Origin of the sequence: Paraburkholderia kirstenboschensis (genome assembly GCF_904848585.1) — a bacterium.
In the GTDB taxonomy this organism is placed as follows: Bacteria; Pseudomonadota; Gammaproteobacteria; order Burkholderiales; family Burkholderiaceae; genus Paraburkholderia; species Paraburkholderia kirstenboschensis.
This window is the reverse complement of sequence record NZ_CAJHCR010000039.1, coordinates 1-15,278: the sequence shown is the minus strand read 5'-3', so window position 1 is coordinate 15,278 and position 15,278 is coordinate 1. Positions and strand designations below refer to the sequence as shown.

General features: G+C 61.9%; 13 protein-coding genes and 3 pseudogenes. 4 read left to right on the top strand and 12 right to left on the bottom strand.

What is annotated here, in order from left to right; translation table 11 throughout:
* Window positions 1-224 (bottom strand): hypothetical protein (locus JMY24_RS39105; protein ID WP_236597759.1); only part of this gene is annotated, 224 nt, incomplete at its 3' end.
* A 92-nt stretch (window positions 225-316) separates the two neighbouring features.
* Between JMY24_RS39105 and JMY24_RS39325 the strand changes: the two genes are divergently transcribed.
* Window positions 317-451 carry a hypothetical protein gene (locus JMY24_RS39325; RefSeq protein WP_268960852.1) on the top strand — a complete coding sequence of 45 codons (135 nt, stop codon included), beginning with the start codon at window positions 317-319 and terminating at the stop codon, window positions 449-451.
* A gap of 176 nt (window positions 452-627) precedes the next feature.
* Here the strand turns inward: JMY24_RS39325 and JMY24_RS37205 are convergent, their stop codons facing one another.
* The 6 genes from JMY24_RS37205 to JMY24_RS37180 form a co-directional block, all read right to left on the bottom strand.
* Complete coding sequence (locus JMY24_RS37205) at window positions 628-2,265, bottom strand: gamma-glutamyltransferase family protein (protein ID WP_128598288.1); 1,638 nt, start codon at window positions 2,263-2,265, stop codon at window positions 628-630.
* Between the two features lie 65 nt (window positions 2,266-2,330).
* Entirely contained in the window at window positions 2,331-3,215 is an 885-nt protein-coding gene (locus tag JMY24_RS37200) for an ABC transporter permease (protein ID WP_128598289.1), read from the bottom strand.
* Window positions 3,215-4,159: an ABC transporter permease gene (locus JMY24_RS37195; RefSeq protein ID WP_128589363.1), complete on the bottom strand. Its 945-nt coding sequence runs from the start codon at window positions 4,157-4,159 to the stop codon at window positions 3,215-3,217. The genes JMY24_RS37200 and JMY24_RS37195 overlap by 1 nt, the downstream gene beginning before the upstream one ends.
* A 5-nt stretch (window positions 4,160-4,164) precedes the next feature.
* Window positions 4,165-5,661, bottom strand: a complete 1,497-nt coding sequence (locus JMY24_RS37190) for an ABC transporter substrate-binding protein (protein ID WP_128598290.1) — start codon at window positions 5,659-5,661, stop codon at window positions 4,165-4,167.
* Between the two features lie 42 nt (window positions 5,662-5,703).
* A complete protein-coding gene (locus JMY24_RS37185; protein WP_201704025.1) occupies window positions 5,704-6,837 on the bottom strand; it encodes an ABC transporter ATP-binding protein in 1,134 nt (377 codons plus the stop codon).
* Entirely contained in the window at window positions 6,834-7,856 is a 1,023-nt protein-coding gene (locus JMY24_RS37180; RefSeq protein WP_128598764.1) for an ABC transporter ATP-binding protein, read from the bottom strand. The genes JMY24_RS37185 and JMY24_RS37180 overlap by 4 nt, the downstream gene beginning before the upstream one ends.
* Window positions 7,857-7,983: 127 nt before the next feature.
* Here JMY24_RS37180 and JMY24_RS37175 point away from each other — a divergent pair, with 127 nt between their 5' ends.
* Window positions 7,984-8,868, top strand: coding sequence for a LysR substrate-binding domain-containing protein (locus tag JMY24_RS37175; RefSeq protein WP_201704023.1), 885 nt, complete (start codon window positions 7,984-7,986; stop codon window positions 8,866-8,868).
* Between the two features lie 24 nt (window positions 8,869-8,892).
* On the opposite strand, the pseudogene JMY24_RS37170 reads toward JMY24_RS37175, so the two are convergent.
* A pseudogene (locus tag JMY24_RS37170) lies at window positions 8,893-9,393 on the bottom strand (transposase); the annotation flags it as partial.
* Window positions 9,394-9,452: 59 nt separating this feature from the next.
* Here JMY24_RS37170 and JMY24_RS37165 point away from each other — a divergent pair.
* Window positions 9,453-9,789: pseudogene (locus tag JMY24_RS37165) on the top strand (DDE-type integrase/transposase/recombinase); the annotation flags it as partial.
* A 592-nt stretch (window positions 9,790-10,381) separates the two neighbouring features.
* Here the strand turns inward: JMY24_RS37165 and JMY24_RS37160 are convergent.
* From JMY24_RS37160 to JMY24_RS37150, 3 genes and pseudogenes are all read right to left on the bottom strand, one after another.
* Window positions 10,382-10,762, bottom strand: coding sequence for a TraR/DksA family transcriptional regulator (locus JMY24_RS37160; RefSeq protein ID WP_128592570.1), 381 nt, complete (start codon window positions 10,760-10,762; stop codon window positions 10,382-10,384).
* A 39-nt stretch (window positions 10,763-10,801) separates the two neighbouring features.
* Complete coding sequence (locus tag JMY24_RS37155) at window positions 10,802-11,443, bottom strand: MarC family protein (RefSeq protein ID WP_201704021.1); 642 nt, start codon at window positions 11,441-11,443, stop codon at window positions 10,802-10,804.
* A 199-nt stretch (window positions 11,444-11,642) separates the two neighbouring features.
* Window positions 11,643-11,794: pseudogene (locus tag JMY24_RS37150) on the bottom strand (transposase); the annotation flags it as partial.
* Between the two features lie 388 nt (window positions 11,795-12,182).
* Here JMY24_RS37150 and JMY24_RS37145 point away from each other — a divergent pair.
* A complete protein-coding gene (locus tag JMY24_RS37145; protein WP_201704019.1) occupies window positions 12,183-13,859 on the top strand; it encodes a two-partner secretion domain-containing protein in 1,677 nt (558 codons plus the stop codon).
* A 188-nt stretch (window positions 13,860-14,047) separates the two neighbouring features.
* Here the strand turns inward: JMY24_RS37145 and JMY24_RS37140 are convergent, their stop codons facing one another.
* Window positions 14,048-14,416 (bottom strand): hypothetical protein, encoded by a 369-nt coding sequence (locus tag JMY24_RS37140; protein WP_128589753.1) that lies wholly within the window; start codon window positions 14,414-14,416, stop codon window positions 14,048-14,050.
* Between the last annotated feature and the right edge of the window lie 862 nt (window positions 14,417-15,278).

The window sequence follows — 15,278 nt, the reverse complement described above, 5'->3', positions numbered from 1 at the left end:
GCGTTGCACCTCAGAATGACCGACAAACTGTGCATAATTCCGGGGCGTCCATAAAACGTAGCCTCCACGACTACTCCTTGAAGCTCATCCCTGTGTGGCTCGAGCGCAGCCTTAATCAGCTGCGAATCGTTGGTGAGCCGCTTGCAGTAAAGCACCCGATCCTGGTCGTCGATCCCAGCGACCACGGCATTGTTCGAGTGCAGATCGATGCCGCAATACTTCATATGCACCTCCTGACAGGTCGGTTGGTGGTTCGCACCGCAACTGTAGACCTTTGTCGCCCCCTACCTTGGGGGCGACAAAGGAGGCATTCCAGATGATTATCAACTACGAGGCTTCGACCTCGTCGGCGCGGGCGTTGGCCGGTGACAACTTTCCTTCGTTCTACGGCAACGCGATGGCTTCCGTGCACGCGGACCAGGAGCGGATCGGCGCGATGCGCGAGTACTGACTTGCGGTCGAAAAGACGGCGCGGCGCGTCGAGCGCAGGAACGACGAGGCAATATTCCCGAATGAAGGTGGCGAAGGCGTCCGCTGACGCCTTCGCGATTTGCCGCAGAGACGGTCGGCGCGCGACGCGACGCGCCGATGTGCCAGGCGCCGACGCGCCGGGCGCCGATGCGACGCTCAGAACCCTGCGGCCAGCCCATCGCGACGGCTGTCGCTTGCAGCGACATAGCCGCGCTCGGGCTCGTTGCGATCGAGCTTCCAGATGAACTGGCCCGAACCGAAATCCATATACGGATCATCGATCGACTTGATCGTGTGGCCCAGGCCTTCGAGCGCGCGTGAGGTCTGCGGATCGAGCGTCGATTCGATATCTATGGAGAAATCGCGGTTGACCTTCCAGCGGGGCGCATCGCATGCCGCCTGCGGCTGCTGGCCGTAATCGAGCATGCGCACCACGGTTTGCAGGTGCCCTTGCGGCTGCATGTCGCCACCCATCACGCCGAAGCTCATGACCGCTTCCTGCTTGCCGTCCACCTGTTGCGTGAGGAACGCCGGGATGATCGTGTGGAACGGCCGCTTGCCGCCCTCGACCACATTCGGCGACTTCGGGTCCATCGAGAATCCGCAGCCACGGTTTTGCAGCGAAATGCCCATCTCGGGCACGACGCAGCCCGAGCCGAAGCCCATATAGTTCGACTGGATGAAGCTGACCATCATGCCGCGCTCGTCGGCGGCCGACAGGTAGATCGTACCGCCCGCCTTCGGCATGCCGAAGCCGAACTGCGTCGCGCGCTTCGGATCGATCAGCTTCGCACGCGATTTCAGATAGGCGTCGTCGAGCATTTGCGCAGGCGTCACTTCCATCGAGCGCGGATCGGCGACGTAGCGGTACACATCCGCGAACGCGAGCTTCATCGCCTCGATCTGCAGATGCTGCGATTCGATGCCGTCGAGCTTCAGCGCGGCCACGTCGAACTGTTCAAGAATGCCGAGCGCGATCAGTGCGGCGATGCCCTGCCCGTTCGGCGGAATCTCGTGCACCGTGTAGCCGCGATAGTTCTTGCCGATCGGCTCGACCCAATCAGGCTGGTAGTTGCGCAGATCGTCGAGCGTCATTGCCGCGCCGCAATCGCGGGAAAACGCCGCGATGCGTTCGGCAATTTCACCTTCGTAGAAGGCGCGCGGCCCGTGTTCGGCCAGCATGCGCAAGGTCTTGGCGTGGCCCGGCATCTTCACCAGTTCGCTGACTTCGGGCGCGCGGCCCCGCGGCATGAACGTATCGGCGTAGCCCGGCTGGTTCTTCAGTTCGGGCACGGCGGCCGCCCACTTGCGCGCGACGACGTTTGCCACGGCATGGCCGCGCTCGGCGATCTCGATGGCGGGCTCCATCAGATCGGCGAACGGCAGCGAGCCAAACTTCCGATGTAGCACTTCCCAGCCCGCGATCGCGCCCGGCACCGTCACCGTGTCCCAGCCCCGCACGGGCTGCACGGCAACGCCGTTGTTTTCGCCGTATTTGCGCCTGAAATAATCGACGTTCCACGCAGCGGGCGCGACGCCCGACGCGTTCAACCCGTGCAGCTTGCTGCCGTCCCACACGAGCGCGAACGCGTCGCTGCCGAGTCCATTCGACACCGGCTCGACGACGGTGATCGCCGCCGCTGCCGCGATGGCCGCATCGACGGCATTGCCGCCTTTCCACAGCATGCGCAACCCGGCCTGCGCCGCGAGAGGCTGCGACGTCGACACGATGTTGCGCGCGAACACGGGCATGCGCAGCGTCGGATAAGGGTTCTGCCAGTTGAAGCTTGTCATGTTGTCACTCTGGTGGTTTTGCTCGTTCGACCTGCGCCATCGAAAGCCGTAGCGCGCGAAATGCATCACGATTCGCGCGGATCGAACGCGTCGCGCAGGCCGTCGCCGAGCAGGTTGAAGCCGAGCACGGCCAGGAAGATCGCGATGCCGGGAAAGATCGACATCCACGGCGCCTGGCTCACGAAGTCTTTTGCCGTGTTAAGCATCGAGCCCCACGACGGCGCGGGAGGCAATTGTCCGAGCCCGAGAAACGACAGGCTCGCTTCGGCGATGATCGCGCTCGCCACCGTCAGGCTCGCCTGCACGATGATGGGCGGCAGCACGTTCGGCAGAATGTAGCGCAGCATGATCCGCGCGTGATCGAGGCCGATCGCGCGCGCGCCTTCCACATATTCTTCGGCCTTCACGCTGATGGCCTGGCCGCGCGTAAGGCGAATGAAGCGCGGCATCGCCGAAATGCCGATCGCGGCCATCGCGTTCGTCAGGCTCGGGCCGAGAAACGCGCTCAACGCGATCGCGAGAATCAGGAACGGGATCGACAGCAGCGCATCGGCGATGCGTGAGATCACGCCGTCGACGAACCTGCCGAAGTAACCGGCGATCAATCCCAGCGGCACGCCGAGCACGACGGCAATGCCGACCGACACGACGCCCGCCAGCAACGACGCACGCGCGCCGTACAGGAGACGGCTCAGCACGTCGCGGCCGAGTTCGTCGGTGCCGAACCAGTGCGCCGCCGACGGCGCCTGGCGCACGGTCATGAAGCTCGCCTGCACGGGGTCGTAGTGCGTGAGCCACGGCGCGAACAACGCCACGCTCACGATGAGCGCCACCAGAAACGCACCGAACACGGCCGCGCGATTGCGCATGAAGCGCGTGAGCCCGCGGCGTTTGCGACGCGGCAACGCGGCGGCGGCCGACGCGGATCCGGCATCGATTGAAGTAGCCATCAACTGCGCCTCAGTCGGGGATTGAGCAGGATATAGAGCACATCCGCGCACAAGTTCACGACGATGAACGCGACCGCCGTGACGAGCACGACGCCTTGCACGACGGGGTAATCGCGATTGAACACCGCATCGACGACGAGCTTGCCGAAGCCGGGAATCGTGAACACCTGCTCCGTCAGCACGGCGCCCGCGAGCAGCTCGCCGAACAACAGCGCGAGCACGGTGACGATGGGAATCAGCGCATTGCGGAACGCGTGCTTGACGACCACGGCGCCGCGCAGCAATCCTTTCGCGCGCGCCGTGCGGATGTAGTCGGTGCGCAAGACGCCGAGCATTGCGCTGCGCGTATGGCGCATCAGTTGCGCGCCGAGCGCGGCGCCCAACACGAACGCGGGCATCAGCATCGTCTTGATGCTGAGCCAGAAATCCTCGCCCGGTGACACATAACCCGACGACGGCAAAAGATGCCAGCGCACCGACACGACGAAAATCAGCATGATGCCGAGCCAGAAATTCGGTATCGACATGCCCGACAGCGCGAAGATGTTCGCCGCGTAGTCGAGCGGGCCGCCCCTGCTCGCCGCCGAAATCACGCCCGCCGGAATGCCGATGCCAATGGCGAGAATCATCGCCATCACCGCGAGCTGGATCGTGACGGGCAGCTTCTGCGCGATCAACGCGCGCACGGGCACGTCAGTGCGCAAAGACGAACCGAGATCGCCGTGCGCGACATCGCGCATCCACAGCGCGTACTGCGTCGGCACGGACTGATCGAGGTGATACTTGACCCGCAGCGTCGCGATCAGCTGCGGGTCCTGATCCTCACCCGCCATCGCGCGGACCGGGTCACCCGGCAGGAGCTTCTGCAAGCCGAAAATCAGCATCGACACCAGGATCAGGGTCGGCACGGCAACGAGCAGGCGATTCGCAATGATCGGCAGCATGACGCTCAGCCCTTGATCGACACGCCGCGCAGGCGCACCAGACCGTCGGCGTAAGGCGTGAAGCCCTGCACTTTCTTCGACAGCACGAACGGCCAGGGCTGCGCGTAAATGTAGACGATGGGATCGTCGTCGGCGAGGATCTTACCCGCGGCGTCGTAGTCGGACTTGCGCTGGGCCTGGGTTTGCTTGGTGCGCGCCGAGTCGAGCAGCGAATCGACCTGCTGGTTGCAGTAGTGCGCGTAGTTCAGGTTGCCCGCGCAGGTGTTGAACTGATGCAGGTTGCCGTCGGGATCGAGGCGCCCCGACCAGCCCGTGTACATCGCTTCGAAGTCGCCGGTGTGGCCTGCATTCAGTTCCGTCGCGTAGTCGCTCGGACGCAGCTTCAGCGTGATGCCCGTTTCGCTGAGCATGGCCTGCAGCATCTGCGTGATCTGGCTCGCGACCGTGTTGTTCGGATACGCGAATTCAATGGTCGGATGCTCCTGGCCCGCCGCCTTCAGCAGCGCCTTCGCCTTCGCGACGTCGCGCTTCGAGGTCGGCAGCGACGCGTTGTAGTACGGGCTCGATTTCGGAATGCCCTGGTTCGCGGGCGTGAAGATGCCCGCACCGATCACCTGGTCGATCGCATCGCGGTCGATCGACAGCTCGAACGCCTGCCGCACGCGCTTGTCCTTCAGCGGACCGTTGCCGCGCGGGCCGTTGTTGATGTTGAACGTCACGTAGTAGAAGCCGAGACCCGTCACCGGCTTGAACTGCAGGTTCGCATCGCTCTTGACGGCGGCGACGTCGGACGGCGCGAGACGCTCCAGCATATCCAGCGAGCCCGAGCGCAGATTCGCGAGACGCACCGTGCTGTCGGGAATCGGCTGGAACACGACGCGCTGGACGGGATACTTATCCGCGTCCCAGTAACCGGCGAACTTCTCGAGCACCACGCGATCGTTCTGCACGCGCTGCACGAACTTGTACGGCCCCGAGCACACGGGATGCGACGCGACGCCTGCCGCGTCGCTAAGCGTTTTCGGCGCGAGCATCATGCCCGCGCGGTCCGACAGCGTGGCGAGCAGCGCAGCGTCCGGCTGCTTCAGCACGATTTTCACGGTGCTGTCGTCGATCACATCCACATGATCGACCGACGACAATTCGCTCTTGCGGTTGCTGGTCGGCAGCGTGCGGTAGCGGTCGAGGTTCGCCTTCACGGCGGCGGCGTTGAACGGCTCGTCGTCCTGGAACTTGACGCCCTGGCGCAGCTTGAACGTCAGCGATTTGCCGTCGTCGCCCGTGGTCCACGACGTGGCGAGCATCGGCACGATTTTCAGATCGGGCGCGACATCGACGAGCGAATTGCACAGCGACGCGAACACGATCCGGTCGACAAACTGCACGCTGCGCGCCGGGTCGAGCGAGCCGATATCGTCCTGCAGGCCGATGCGGATGGTGGTCTGCGCCATCGCGGCGGAAGCGCTCAATGCGAGCGCGGCGGCAATCAACATTCTTCGCATGCGTCGTGTCCTTGTTGCGGTTCGGGTTGCCATAGGTGATCGTTACCGGTTCGCTTCGGCGCTCAGTGCGGCCTGCGTCTGATTCTGCTTCTCGCGATAGATCGCAAGGCGCTCGTTGAGCTTCGTGCTGACGCTCGCGACGAGCGGCATGCCGCCGCCCGCGTTCTGCACATCGCGCCAGAAATGACACGAGACCTGCCGTCCGCCCGGCAGCGTTTCGGACAGCGGGCGCTCCTGCGCGCAGCGCGGCTTCGCGTGCGGGCAGCGCGTATGAAAGCGGCAGCCGGGCGGCGGCGCCGTCGGGCTGGGCAGATCGCCTTGCAGCGCGGGCTTCGTACGGCGCTCGTGCGGACTGCTGGCGGGAATCGCGCGCAGCAGCGCCTGCGTGTACGGATGCAGCGGCGCGTCGAACAGTTCGTCGACCTGCGCCAGTTCGACGATTTCACCCAGATACATCACCGCGACGCGGTCGCTCATGTGACGGATCACGGCGAGATCGTGCGCGACCATGATCAACGTGAGGCCGAGTTCGGCCTTCAGCGATTCGAGCAGGTTGATCACCTGCGCCTGCACGGAGACATCGAGCGCCGACACGGGCTCGTCGCCGACGATCAGTTTCGGCTCGCCCGCCAGCGCCCGCGCGATGCCGATGCGCTGCCGCTGGCCGCCGGAGAATTCATGCGGATAGCGCTGCGCATACGCCGGCTGCAGGCCGACTTTGGTCAGCAGTTGCGCGACGCGTTCGCGGCGCTCGCTGCCGCTGCTCGCGAGCCCGTGAAACGCAACCGGCTCGCCGATGATCTGCCCGACCGTCATGCCCGGATTCAGCGACGCGAACGGGTCCTGAAAGATGATCTGCATGTCGCGGCGCAAGCGGCGCAGCTTCGCGCCCTGCCAATGCGTGATGTCCTCGCCCTGATACAGCACGCGCCCTTGCGTCGCGTCGATCAAACGCAGCAGCATGCGCCCGAGCGTCGACTTGCCGCAGCCCGATTCGCCGACGATCGCGAACGTCTCGCCCGTCTGCACGGCGAACGAGACTTCGTTGACGGCATGAACCGTGGGCGTGCGCGTGAACATCTGCCGCTCGCCGCCGAAGCGTTTGGTGAGCGCGCTGGCTTCGATGATGGGCGTCGCGATGTGTGACGCGGGGTGTGACGCATTCGCGGGCCTCATGTCAGCTCCTTTTGCTGCGCGGGCTTCACGAGCTGCTCGACAGGCGCGAGCCAGCAGGCGACGCGATGCTCGCCTTCGAGCGTTCGCTCGGGCGGCGCGGCGTCGATGCAACGCTGTTCGGCAAACGGACAGCGCGGCGCGAAGCGGCAGCCGCGCGGCATCTGCTCGGGCGTCGGCACGGAGCCGCGTATCGTCGCGAGCGACCCTTCGCGCTTGCCGACGGACGGAATCGCGCCCATCAGCCCGATTGTGTACGGATGCTGCGGATCGTCGAAGAGATCGGACACCGTGCCGTACTCGACGATCTTGCCCGCATACATCACCGCCACGTGATCCGCCACTTCGGCGACCACGCCGAGATCGTGCGTAATCAGCAGCATCGCCGTGCCCGTCTCTTTCTGCAGATTGCGCACGAGCGCCAGAACCTGCGCCTGAATGGTCACGTCGAGCGCGGTAGTGGGTTCGTCGGCGATCAACAGGCGCGGGCTGTTCGCGAGCGCCATCGCAATCATCACGCGCTGGCGCATGCCGCCCGACAGCTGATGCGCGAACGCATCGAGCCGCGTTTCGGGCGCGGGAATATGAACGAGCCGCAGCATCTTGAGCGCCTGTTCGCGCGCCGCTGCGCGACCGACGCCGCGATGCCGCCGGATGCTCTCGCCGATCTGCTCGCCGACCGTGTAGGCGGGATTCAGCGAGGTCATGGGCTCCTGAAAGATCATCGACATGCGGTTGCCGCGAATGTCGGCGAGTCCGCGCTCGGACAGGCCGAACAGATTCACGCCCTCGAAATGCGCCGTGCCCGCGACGCGCCGCGCGGGCGGGCTGGCGAGCAGCCCCATCAGCGCAAGCGACGTCACGCTCTTGCCGCAGCCGGACTCGCCGACCACGCACAGCGTCTCGCCCGCGTGGACGAGAAAAGACACGTCGTCGACAACGTTCGGCGCGTCGGGCAAATTCGAAAAGTTCAGCGAGAAGCCTTGTACATCGAGAACCGGCCGGCGTTCTGCTGCGGTCATGCCTGTTTACTCCGCATTGCGTGGCTCGTCCTTCCAGATCGTTGTGAAATCGATTATCTGGCTGCCAACGTACAAAAAATATTAAACTTTCTTTTAGACACTTAAGTTTTTCTCATGGATGGAACGAATGCCGACGCTACGCATGCTGAAGACTTTCAGGGCCGTTGCCCGCACCGGCTCGTTCTCGACGGCTGCCGAAAAGGTCGCGCTGACGCAGGCGGCCGTTAGCCTGCAGATGCGCGGGCTGGAGGAAGCGCTGGGCCGTCAGCTGTTCGACCGTCGCGGGCGGCAGATCGCGCTGACCCAGCACGGGCTGACAATCTGGCCGAAGGTCGAGCAGATTCTCGACCTGCTCGCCGAGCTCGAAGCGAAGCCCACCGACGCGATGGAAGGGCCCGTCACGATCGGTGCGTTGGTGTCGGTGATCGGCGCGCTGTCGCTCGCCGTCGCGCGGCTGAAGGCGACGCACCCGCGGCTCGACGTGCGGCTGCTGTCGGCGCGCTCGGACGAACTGGCGGGCATGGTCGAAGCGGGCGACGTGGACGTCGCGGCCGTGGTCGCGCGCGCGGACGAGACGCTGCCCGACACGCTCAAATGGACCACGCTCTACACCGAACCGATGGTGCTGGTGGTGAGCCGCGACATCGCCGATAACGAACCGCAGCGCATCTTGCGTGGGCACGGCTTTCTGCGCTTCGACCGGCGCGTGCGCACAGGGCAGGTGGTCGAGCAGGCGCTGGAGAAAGCGGGCTTGATGGTCAACGAGTATCTCGAACTGAATTCGATCGAGACGATTGTCGCGCTGGTGCGCGAGAAAGTCGGCGTCGCGGTGCTGCCGCTGCTGATACGCGGCAACTGGCTGAACGACCCGCTGCTGCGCGTGATCCCCATTTCGAGCCCGCCGACGCTGCGCACGGTCGGCATGGTGCAGCGCGCTTCGGATGACAGAAAAGCGCTGATGCGCGAAATCGTCGATACGTTGCAGGCGATGCCGCGCGATCGTTCGGGATGAGGTTGTTGTCGGGCGTTGTTTCGATGCCATCAGCTGACGCCGGTGCTCGAAGCGTGACAGATCGCCCAGTTCAGACACTAGGCCCACAGCCGACCTGAAGTTGATGCCCCACATCGCCTGCAGTGCCAGCACCGCGGGATAGAAGCGCCAGTCCGCAACCGCTTCACGCAGCGCAGTCTCCAGCCGTTCGCATTGCGCCAGGCGATTCTCGATCGTGCGGCGGTGTTCGCTAAATGCCAGTTGTTGCCATCCGCTGTCGAACGAGAATATGCTTAATCAACGTCGGTGGCTCGGCCCCCAGTCAGCACGCCGAATGTAATTCACACCATGCTGGAGCAGGAACAATTTCAGCCGGCATCGCGCCTGCTTGAGGTCTTCTCTCGCTGATGACCAGGCACGGGCAAGGTCGCGAAACGCTTCGTCCTCCACGGTCGGTACGTGCACGGCAGACAGATCACCCGCGCGCAGAGAGCGCACCAGCTTGATCGCGTCGCGCCGGTCAGTCTTAACGCGCTCGCCGGCTCTGTCGCATTAAGACGATCTGCTATCGTGGCGCCGGGCAAACGAAAAAGACTTGATCTACGATGACGAGCTTGAATGCGGGTATGAACAAGGGGCTCAAACGGCTGCACTATCCGCTGGATGTGATATTGACTTGTGTGCGCTGGTACGTGGCCTATCCGCTGGGCCATCAAACTTCTGCCGACGCTGGAAGAAACGTTTCGGCGACACAAACGCACAGTCGGTAGAAGCTGGCGAATGGACGAAACCTACGTCAAGGTCAACAGTGAATGGAAGTACTTGTACCGGGCCGTTGATAAAGCGGGCGATACGGTTTACTTTCTGTTGCGAGCCAAGCGGGACAAGCTGGCCGCCCGGCGTTACTTCCAGAAGGCCATCGATCAAAACGGTGTTCCGGACTACGCGTTGGCGGCATAAGTAGTACTCAAGATATCGCCTTTGCTTGACCTCACCTCTTTATTGCGACAAAACCGTATCACAACGACGCCGCCTAGGCGTCCCCTCTGGAGTCGATCATGACAAATGCAGCGTTCGGGTCCGGAAGCGAATCTGCAGCATTTTGCAAGTCGGTTGTGCGTGCCATGGTGGTACTTGAGAAAGCCGTCAGTTAAGAAGCTTTAACAAAATGAGCGAAGGGGCTGTTTACACTCGATGAATTCTGTTAACCTTTTCATTGTTTCGACGACGAAAAGGATATGGCCAAGCCGATACTCGACGACGAACTGTGGGCACTCATCGAACCGTTGCTGCCCCCTCCCATTAGGTGAAGTCGATGGTGGATAAAGAGGAACCGCAGGTGAACTCGCATCCCGCACGGCGACCACCCAGGGCTTCACCTTTGCGCTGCTGCGGTCCCATCGTGAAGCCGCCGCAATGAGAGCGCCGCATACGGTGCCGTTCCCGGAGTCGAGAATCAGAGTACATCATTTTGCGGGCGACCTTTCGACACAACGCTGCCGATCATGTACGACACTCAGCGCGTCGAGGCGCTTCAACGACGCGCTTCGCGCGCCGCTTGCTCCTCCACGGTCAGAATCGCCTCGGGCACTGCTTCGAGCCGTTCGATGGGAATCGGTTCGCCGCTTTCGTCCGAGTAGCCATAGGTTCCGTCGGCTATCTTCTCGAGCGCCCGTTGAATATCGGCGAGCCGCCGGTGGTACGCATCGCGCAGCGCCTGGTCGGCGAGCTCCTGCTCCAGTCTCTGTCCTTCCTCTTCGAACTCGCGCGCCTCGTCGCCATGCTCTTCCTCAAAAGTGCGTTCGTTCGCCAGGATGTCGGCCTCACCGGCCAGCAACTCACGCTGCAACGCTTCGAGACGCGCTCGTTGCTTCGCAATGAAGGCCTCGTTCAAACCAGAACTCTGATCAGACATGATGTTTCTCCAGTCATACCGGCATGGTGCCAGTTGGCGCTAGCGAGCAAGCCCAGGGAATAGCGTGGACAGACTGGCCGTCATCATCTCCACCGCGATGGCGGCCAGAATCATGCCCATTAGCCGCTTTGTAATGGCGGTCATCCTGGGGGAAAGGAAGCGCCCGATGCGTGGCGCGGAAAACGGCGTAACGGCCAACAGCACGAGGAAAACGGCCAGTCGCGGCGCGAGGCTGACCTCCTTGCTCTGCTCCGTCGCGGTATGCCCGAGCACGATCAGCGTGGCGATCGTTCCGGGGCCCACCAGCAATGGCATCGTCAACGGAAAGATGGCCACGTCGTGATCGGCATTGCCGTTGTCCAGTTCTCCTTGACGGGGGCTGCGCTGCGCGCTCGACGAGCCATGCAGCATGTCGAGTGCGATCAGCAGCACGAGCAGGCCGCCCGCGAGGCGGAAATCGGCAATCGAGACGCCGAATACGCGCAGAATGGCTTCGCCGACCGTGACCGATATGAGGCACCCTATCGTCACGCCAACGAACGTGACAGCCGCAATTCTCCGCTTCACCCTATCGGAATCGTTCTCCGTCAACGAGAGGAAAACGGGGATATTAGCTATCGGATTCATGATGGCAAAAAGTGCCGAAAAAACCTTGACCGAAAACGAAAAGTCGATAGCCATCAACTCAACCTCTTCGAGTGTTCGTGCGTCGAGAATAACACCCTGTCGAACTCATCGAGCTACCGAATGTGCACCGCCTGCCGGTCAGCCGCGCATGCACATCGCGACGAGCTTGCCGACGGTGATCACGGCCTGTTCGATTTCGTTCGACCATGGACTACTGTAATTGAGCCGGATGAAATTGCGGTAAAAGGCGTTATCAGAATGACTTTTGCAGATGTCGCCAGCATATGATGCAGCAAGCGATTTTCATGAAGGCTTCGTGGATAAAAGCGAGGCGCTCGAAGCGAATACGCAGTCGGCGAAAGTTTGAAGCCACGAAATGGTCCGCTCCACGACCCAGCGTGTTTTAAGAAGGAAACCCACCGCCTGCAATCTCGTAAGCTTCGAGGCGGCTCTGGCGCGGTCAATGCTGGTTGACGTGCTGATGTCGACCCATAGCCGTCCTTCGGCCTGACGCGAAAGCGAGGGCAGCTTCCCCAACCCGAACGGCCATTCGATTAGCCGCCAGTCTTCGACCTCTTAATGCGCGCCGCGCCTTCATCCGCGTGCGCGAGGCCGCGAAGTCGGCCTATCCTTCGTGTGGGAACCTTGAAGCACCACACATTGTGACGAAGGGCGCAAAACGCGGCGATTTAGGCGCATCTGGATAACGTCTCGCGCTATTCTTCATACACGGGTCGCGCAGTTCGCGCCCTTTTTCGCGCGTGCCGACCGTACTCCGTTACACGGAGGACGTATGAGCCCTGCTGCCAAATTGGCGCGTCTGCAACGCACATCCAGAAACGGTCGGTCATCGCGAAAGCTCTCGCTGTTTATCGCTGCACTGACAGTACTGCTCTCTGGACGACACGCCTTCGCGGCAGGGCCGCTGCCGCAAGGCGGCCGCTTCGTAGGCGGATCAGGAAGCATTGCACAGAACGGCACGAACCTGAACATCGCGCAAACAGGCTCGCGGGGCATCATCGAATGGGACAGTTTCTCGATCGGACGGAGCGCCACGGTCTCGATCAGCAACGGCACGGGCGCGACACTCAATCGCGTGACGGGCAACGACTTCTCCGCAATCATGGGCACGCTGAACGGCACCGGCAGTGTGTACCTTGTCAACCCGCATGGGGTTTTAATCGGGCGAAACGGCGTGATCTCGACGGGCGGCCGCTTCGTCGCTTCTACGCTCGACATCACCAACGACACATTCCTGAATCCGCCCGCGATCGGTGGGTCGCTGTACACGGGCAACTCCACGGCGAATGTGATCAATCTCGGCAAGCTTATGTCGTCGGGCGGGGACGTGTTTCTGGTATCAGCTAATAAGGTCACGAACGCGGGGACAATCGATGCGCCAAACGGGAATGCCGAACTCGCCGTGGGGCGTCAGGCGCGTCTGTTTGACGACAACGATCGGCAAGTTTCTGTGGACCTCGGAAGCAGCGGCACGGTGACGAACACAGGTACAGTGCAGGCGGCGATCATCAATTTGCAGGCGGCCGACGGCAACATTTTCGCGCTGGCCGGTCATTCGGGCGCGCTGCGCGCCACTGGCACGGCGACACGCGCCGGCCACGTGTGGCTCGTCGCGAACACCGAGACCGCGACGTCGGTGATCAACACCGGCAGCGTGGATGCGCGCAGGGCGCAGATCAGCGCACGCAATGCGGACGGCAGCGGCGGCGCGGTTGATATGTCCCGCAAAGAGGTCGAGGTCGGCGGCGCGGACGTACAGGCGAAAACCTGGAACATCACGACCGGGGACTTCATCGCGGACGCCTCCGCCGCTCGCACGCTGAGCGCAAGCCTGAGCCGCGGTGCCTCGATCAACGTCAACGCAAACGGCGGCGACGGCATGCTGGGGGCGACCGGCGAGGGAAACATTGCGATCGACGCGAGCATACGCTGGCACGGAGCCGGGTCGCTAACGCTCGACGCAACGCACTCGCTGAGCATCGCACCGAACGCGACCATCGCCAATCACGGCACAGGCTCACTCATTCTCAATGCCGACTGGGCTGGATTCGACAACGGCGGCAGTGTGACCAACCTGGGCACCATCGACTGGTCGCGAAGCACAGGCATCGTCACGGCGCTCTACGACATGAACGGCAGCTACACGCCCGGCAGGTTGCGCAGCAATCCTTCCTGGAGCGCCGCGCCGTTTAGTGGCCTGGTGACGCAGATCACTGCCTATCAGCTCGTCAACTACCTGGCAGACCTTAATGCGGTGAACAACAACCTCGCCGGCAACTATGCGATGGGCAACCGGGCAATCGCTTCACAAAGTCTGACGGATTTCAACAGTATTGGCAGCGCCGCGACACCGTTCACCGGCCAGTTCGACGGTATGGGCCATGGCGGCATCTCGGGACTGAACATCTGGGGAACTGGCAACCGTATCTCAAGCGGGTGTCATTGGTAAAGCGGGCAGGTCGATGCGGTCGGCGGTCGGCGGTCGGCGCAAATCGACCCGGAGTCGCCTTTCAGATTAATGCAAAGGCAACGGCAGCTTTGGAGGGGCAAACGGTCGCGCGCGCCATAAAACTGACTGACTTCGGTCGTCGTGCCATTTAATCCCTTTGATACGGTAAAGGTTGAATGTACGCCCGCCTATTGGAATTGAATGTCGTCGACTCTGAACGCTATCAATGAACCGAAAGAAGCCTCTCCCTTATAAGTATTGCACTCAAGCGCAATGACCTCACGTTCTTTTGCAACAAAGCATGATTGCAAATACATGCAAGTCCTTCCGCCGCCCGCGAGCCACATCTGGACCCGGTCAAGCTCGACGTTGGTGTCATGTATTATCCTGGCAGTCGCACCCTGAACGTCTCCGTCCATATTCCACATGGTCGCCCTACCCATAATCACCCACTTGCCGCCACGGGTAAGTTCCATTTTCACCATCACGGTATCTGCGAAGTGCTGCAGCGAAAACGCGGACTGGTTAGATGCTTGAATCGCTAGCTCTGCTCCCATGTCTATCTCCATTCGCTTGGACGCCAATTGAACGATGCGCCTCGCAAACCTGCGTATAGCGAGGTGGTAGCTGCGAAGTACTGCATTACGAAAACATCTCTCATCGGCGTCCATAGCTTCATCGCTGTGCGCCGTTTTGCATCTTTTTCTTGCACGGCCAGCCAATTCAGTTCCGACTTTTTGCGTGAGCTTTTTGGGTCAATCCAATCAAGCAAATGACTCGGCTATAAGGATGAGTACTTCCCGGCAATAGACGCTGCTCTAACTGCGCGTCGCTGGTTTCCCGGGCTACGTAGTGACGTATTTCGCGCTCATCTTGCCAATTGTTGACTGTACGTTTCTCGATAAGAATAGGACACTATCTGAACCTTCGACGCTATGGGCGCAATTTCTATGTGCGTCAGCTCACATATGCAATATGCATGCGATCACGCAATTTTCAAATCTGCAGGAGATCTTCTTTGAATAGAGGTCGTCGGCGAGGCGCACATCGATTGAGGATTGAAAAGAACAGATTGGGACTCGAAAATCATTCGGCGCGTCTCAAGGTCGTCGCCATCATGCATAATGGAAACCGGCTGCACATTTAGCATCGTCAGTTCGGTGCGGAAGCGGTCATCGCACATTTGTGATCTGTCGCCGACGGCCCCCGGCACACTGGTCGTCGAACTCGCGAAGGTCTGTTTGTTCAGATGAGGCAGGCGCCCATATGTCCGCCTGCAGGCAGCACCGACTTGATCATGCGTTGGGCTATGATGGCATCACCAAATTTACGAGCGGGGTGTCACCGTGAAGCGACTCGCCATTGCCTTCGCCGCCCTACTGCCTCTCACAGGTTGTCCATACTATGTCCCAGCCGGAA

Bases quoted from the DNA above. Each gene is read 5' to 3' on its own strand.
- JMY24_RS39325 (WP_268960852.1), top strand. From the start codon at position 317: ATGATTATCAACTACGAGGCTTCGACCTCGTCGGCGCGGGCGTTGGCC.
- JMY24_RS37205 (WP_128598288.1), bottom strand. From the start codon at position 2,265: ATGACAAGCTTCAACTGGCAGAACCCTTATCCGACGCTGCGCATGCCC.
- JMY24_RS37200 (WP_128598289.1), bottom strand. From the start codon at position 3,215: ATGGCTACTTCAATCGATGCCGGATCCGCGTCGGCCGCCGCCGCGTTG.
- JMY24_RS37195 (WP_128589363.1), bottom strand. From the start codon at position 4,159: ATGCTGCCGATCATTGCGAATCGCCTGCTCGTTGCCGTGCCGACCCTG.
- JMY24_RS37190 (WP_128598290.1), bottom strand. From the start codon at position 5,661: ATGCGAAGAATGTTGATTGCCGCCGCGCTCGCATTGAGCGCTTCCGCC.
- JMY24_RS37185 (WP_201704025.1), bottom strand. From the start codon at position 6,837: ATGAGGCCCGCGAATGCGTCACACCCCGCGTCACACATCGCGACGCCC.
- JMY24_RS37180 (WP_128598764.1), bottom strand. From the start codon at position 7,856: ATGACCGCAGCAGAACGCCGGCCGGTTCTCGATGTACAAGGCTTCTCG.
- JMY24_RS37175 (WP_201704023.1), top strand. From the start codon at position 7,984: ATGCCGACGCTACGCATGCTGAAGACTTTCAGGGCCGTTGCCCGCACC.
- JMY24_RS37160 (WP_128592570.1), bottom strand. From the start codon at position 10,762: ATGTCTGATCAGAGTTCTGGTTTGAACGAGGCCTTCATTGCGAAGCAA.
- JMY24_RS37155 (WP_201704021.1), bottom strand. From the start codon at position 11,443: ATGGCTATCGACTTTTCGTTTTCGGTCAAGGTTTTTTCGGCACTTTTT.
- JMY24_RS37145 (WP_201704019.1), top strand. From the start codon at position 12,183: ATGAGCCCTGCTGCCAAATTGGCGCGTCTGCAACGCACATCCAGAAAC.
- JMY24_RS37140 (WP_128589753.1), bottom strand. From the start codon at position 14,416: ATGGGAGCAGAGCTAGCGATTCAAGCATCTAACCAGTCCGCGTTTTCG.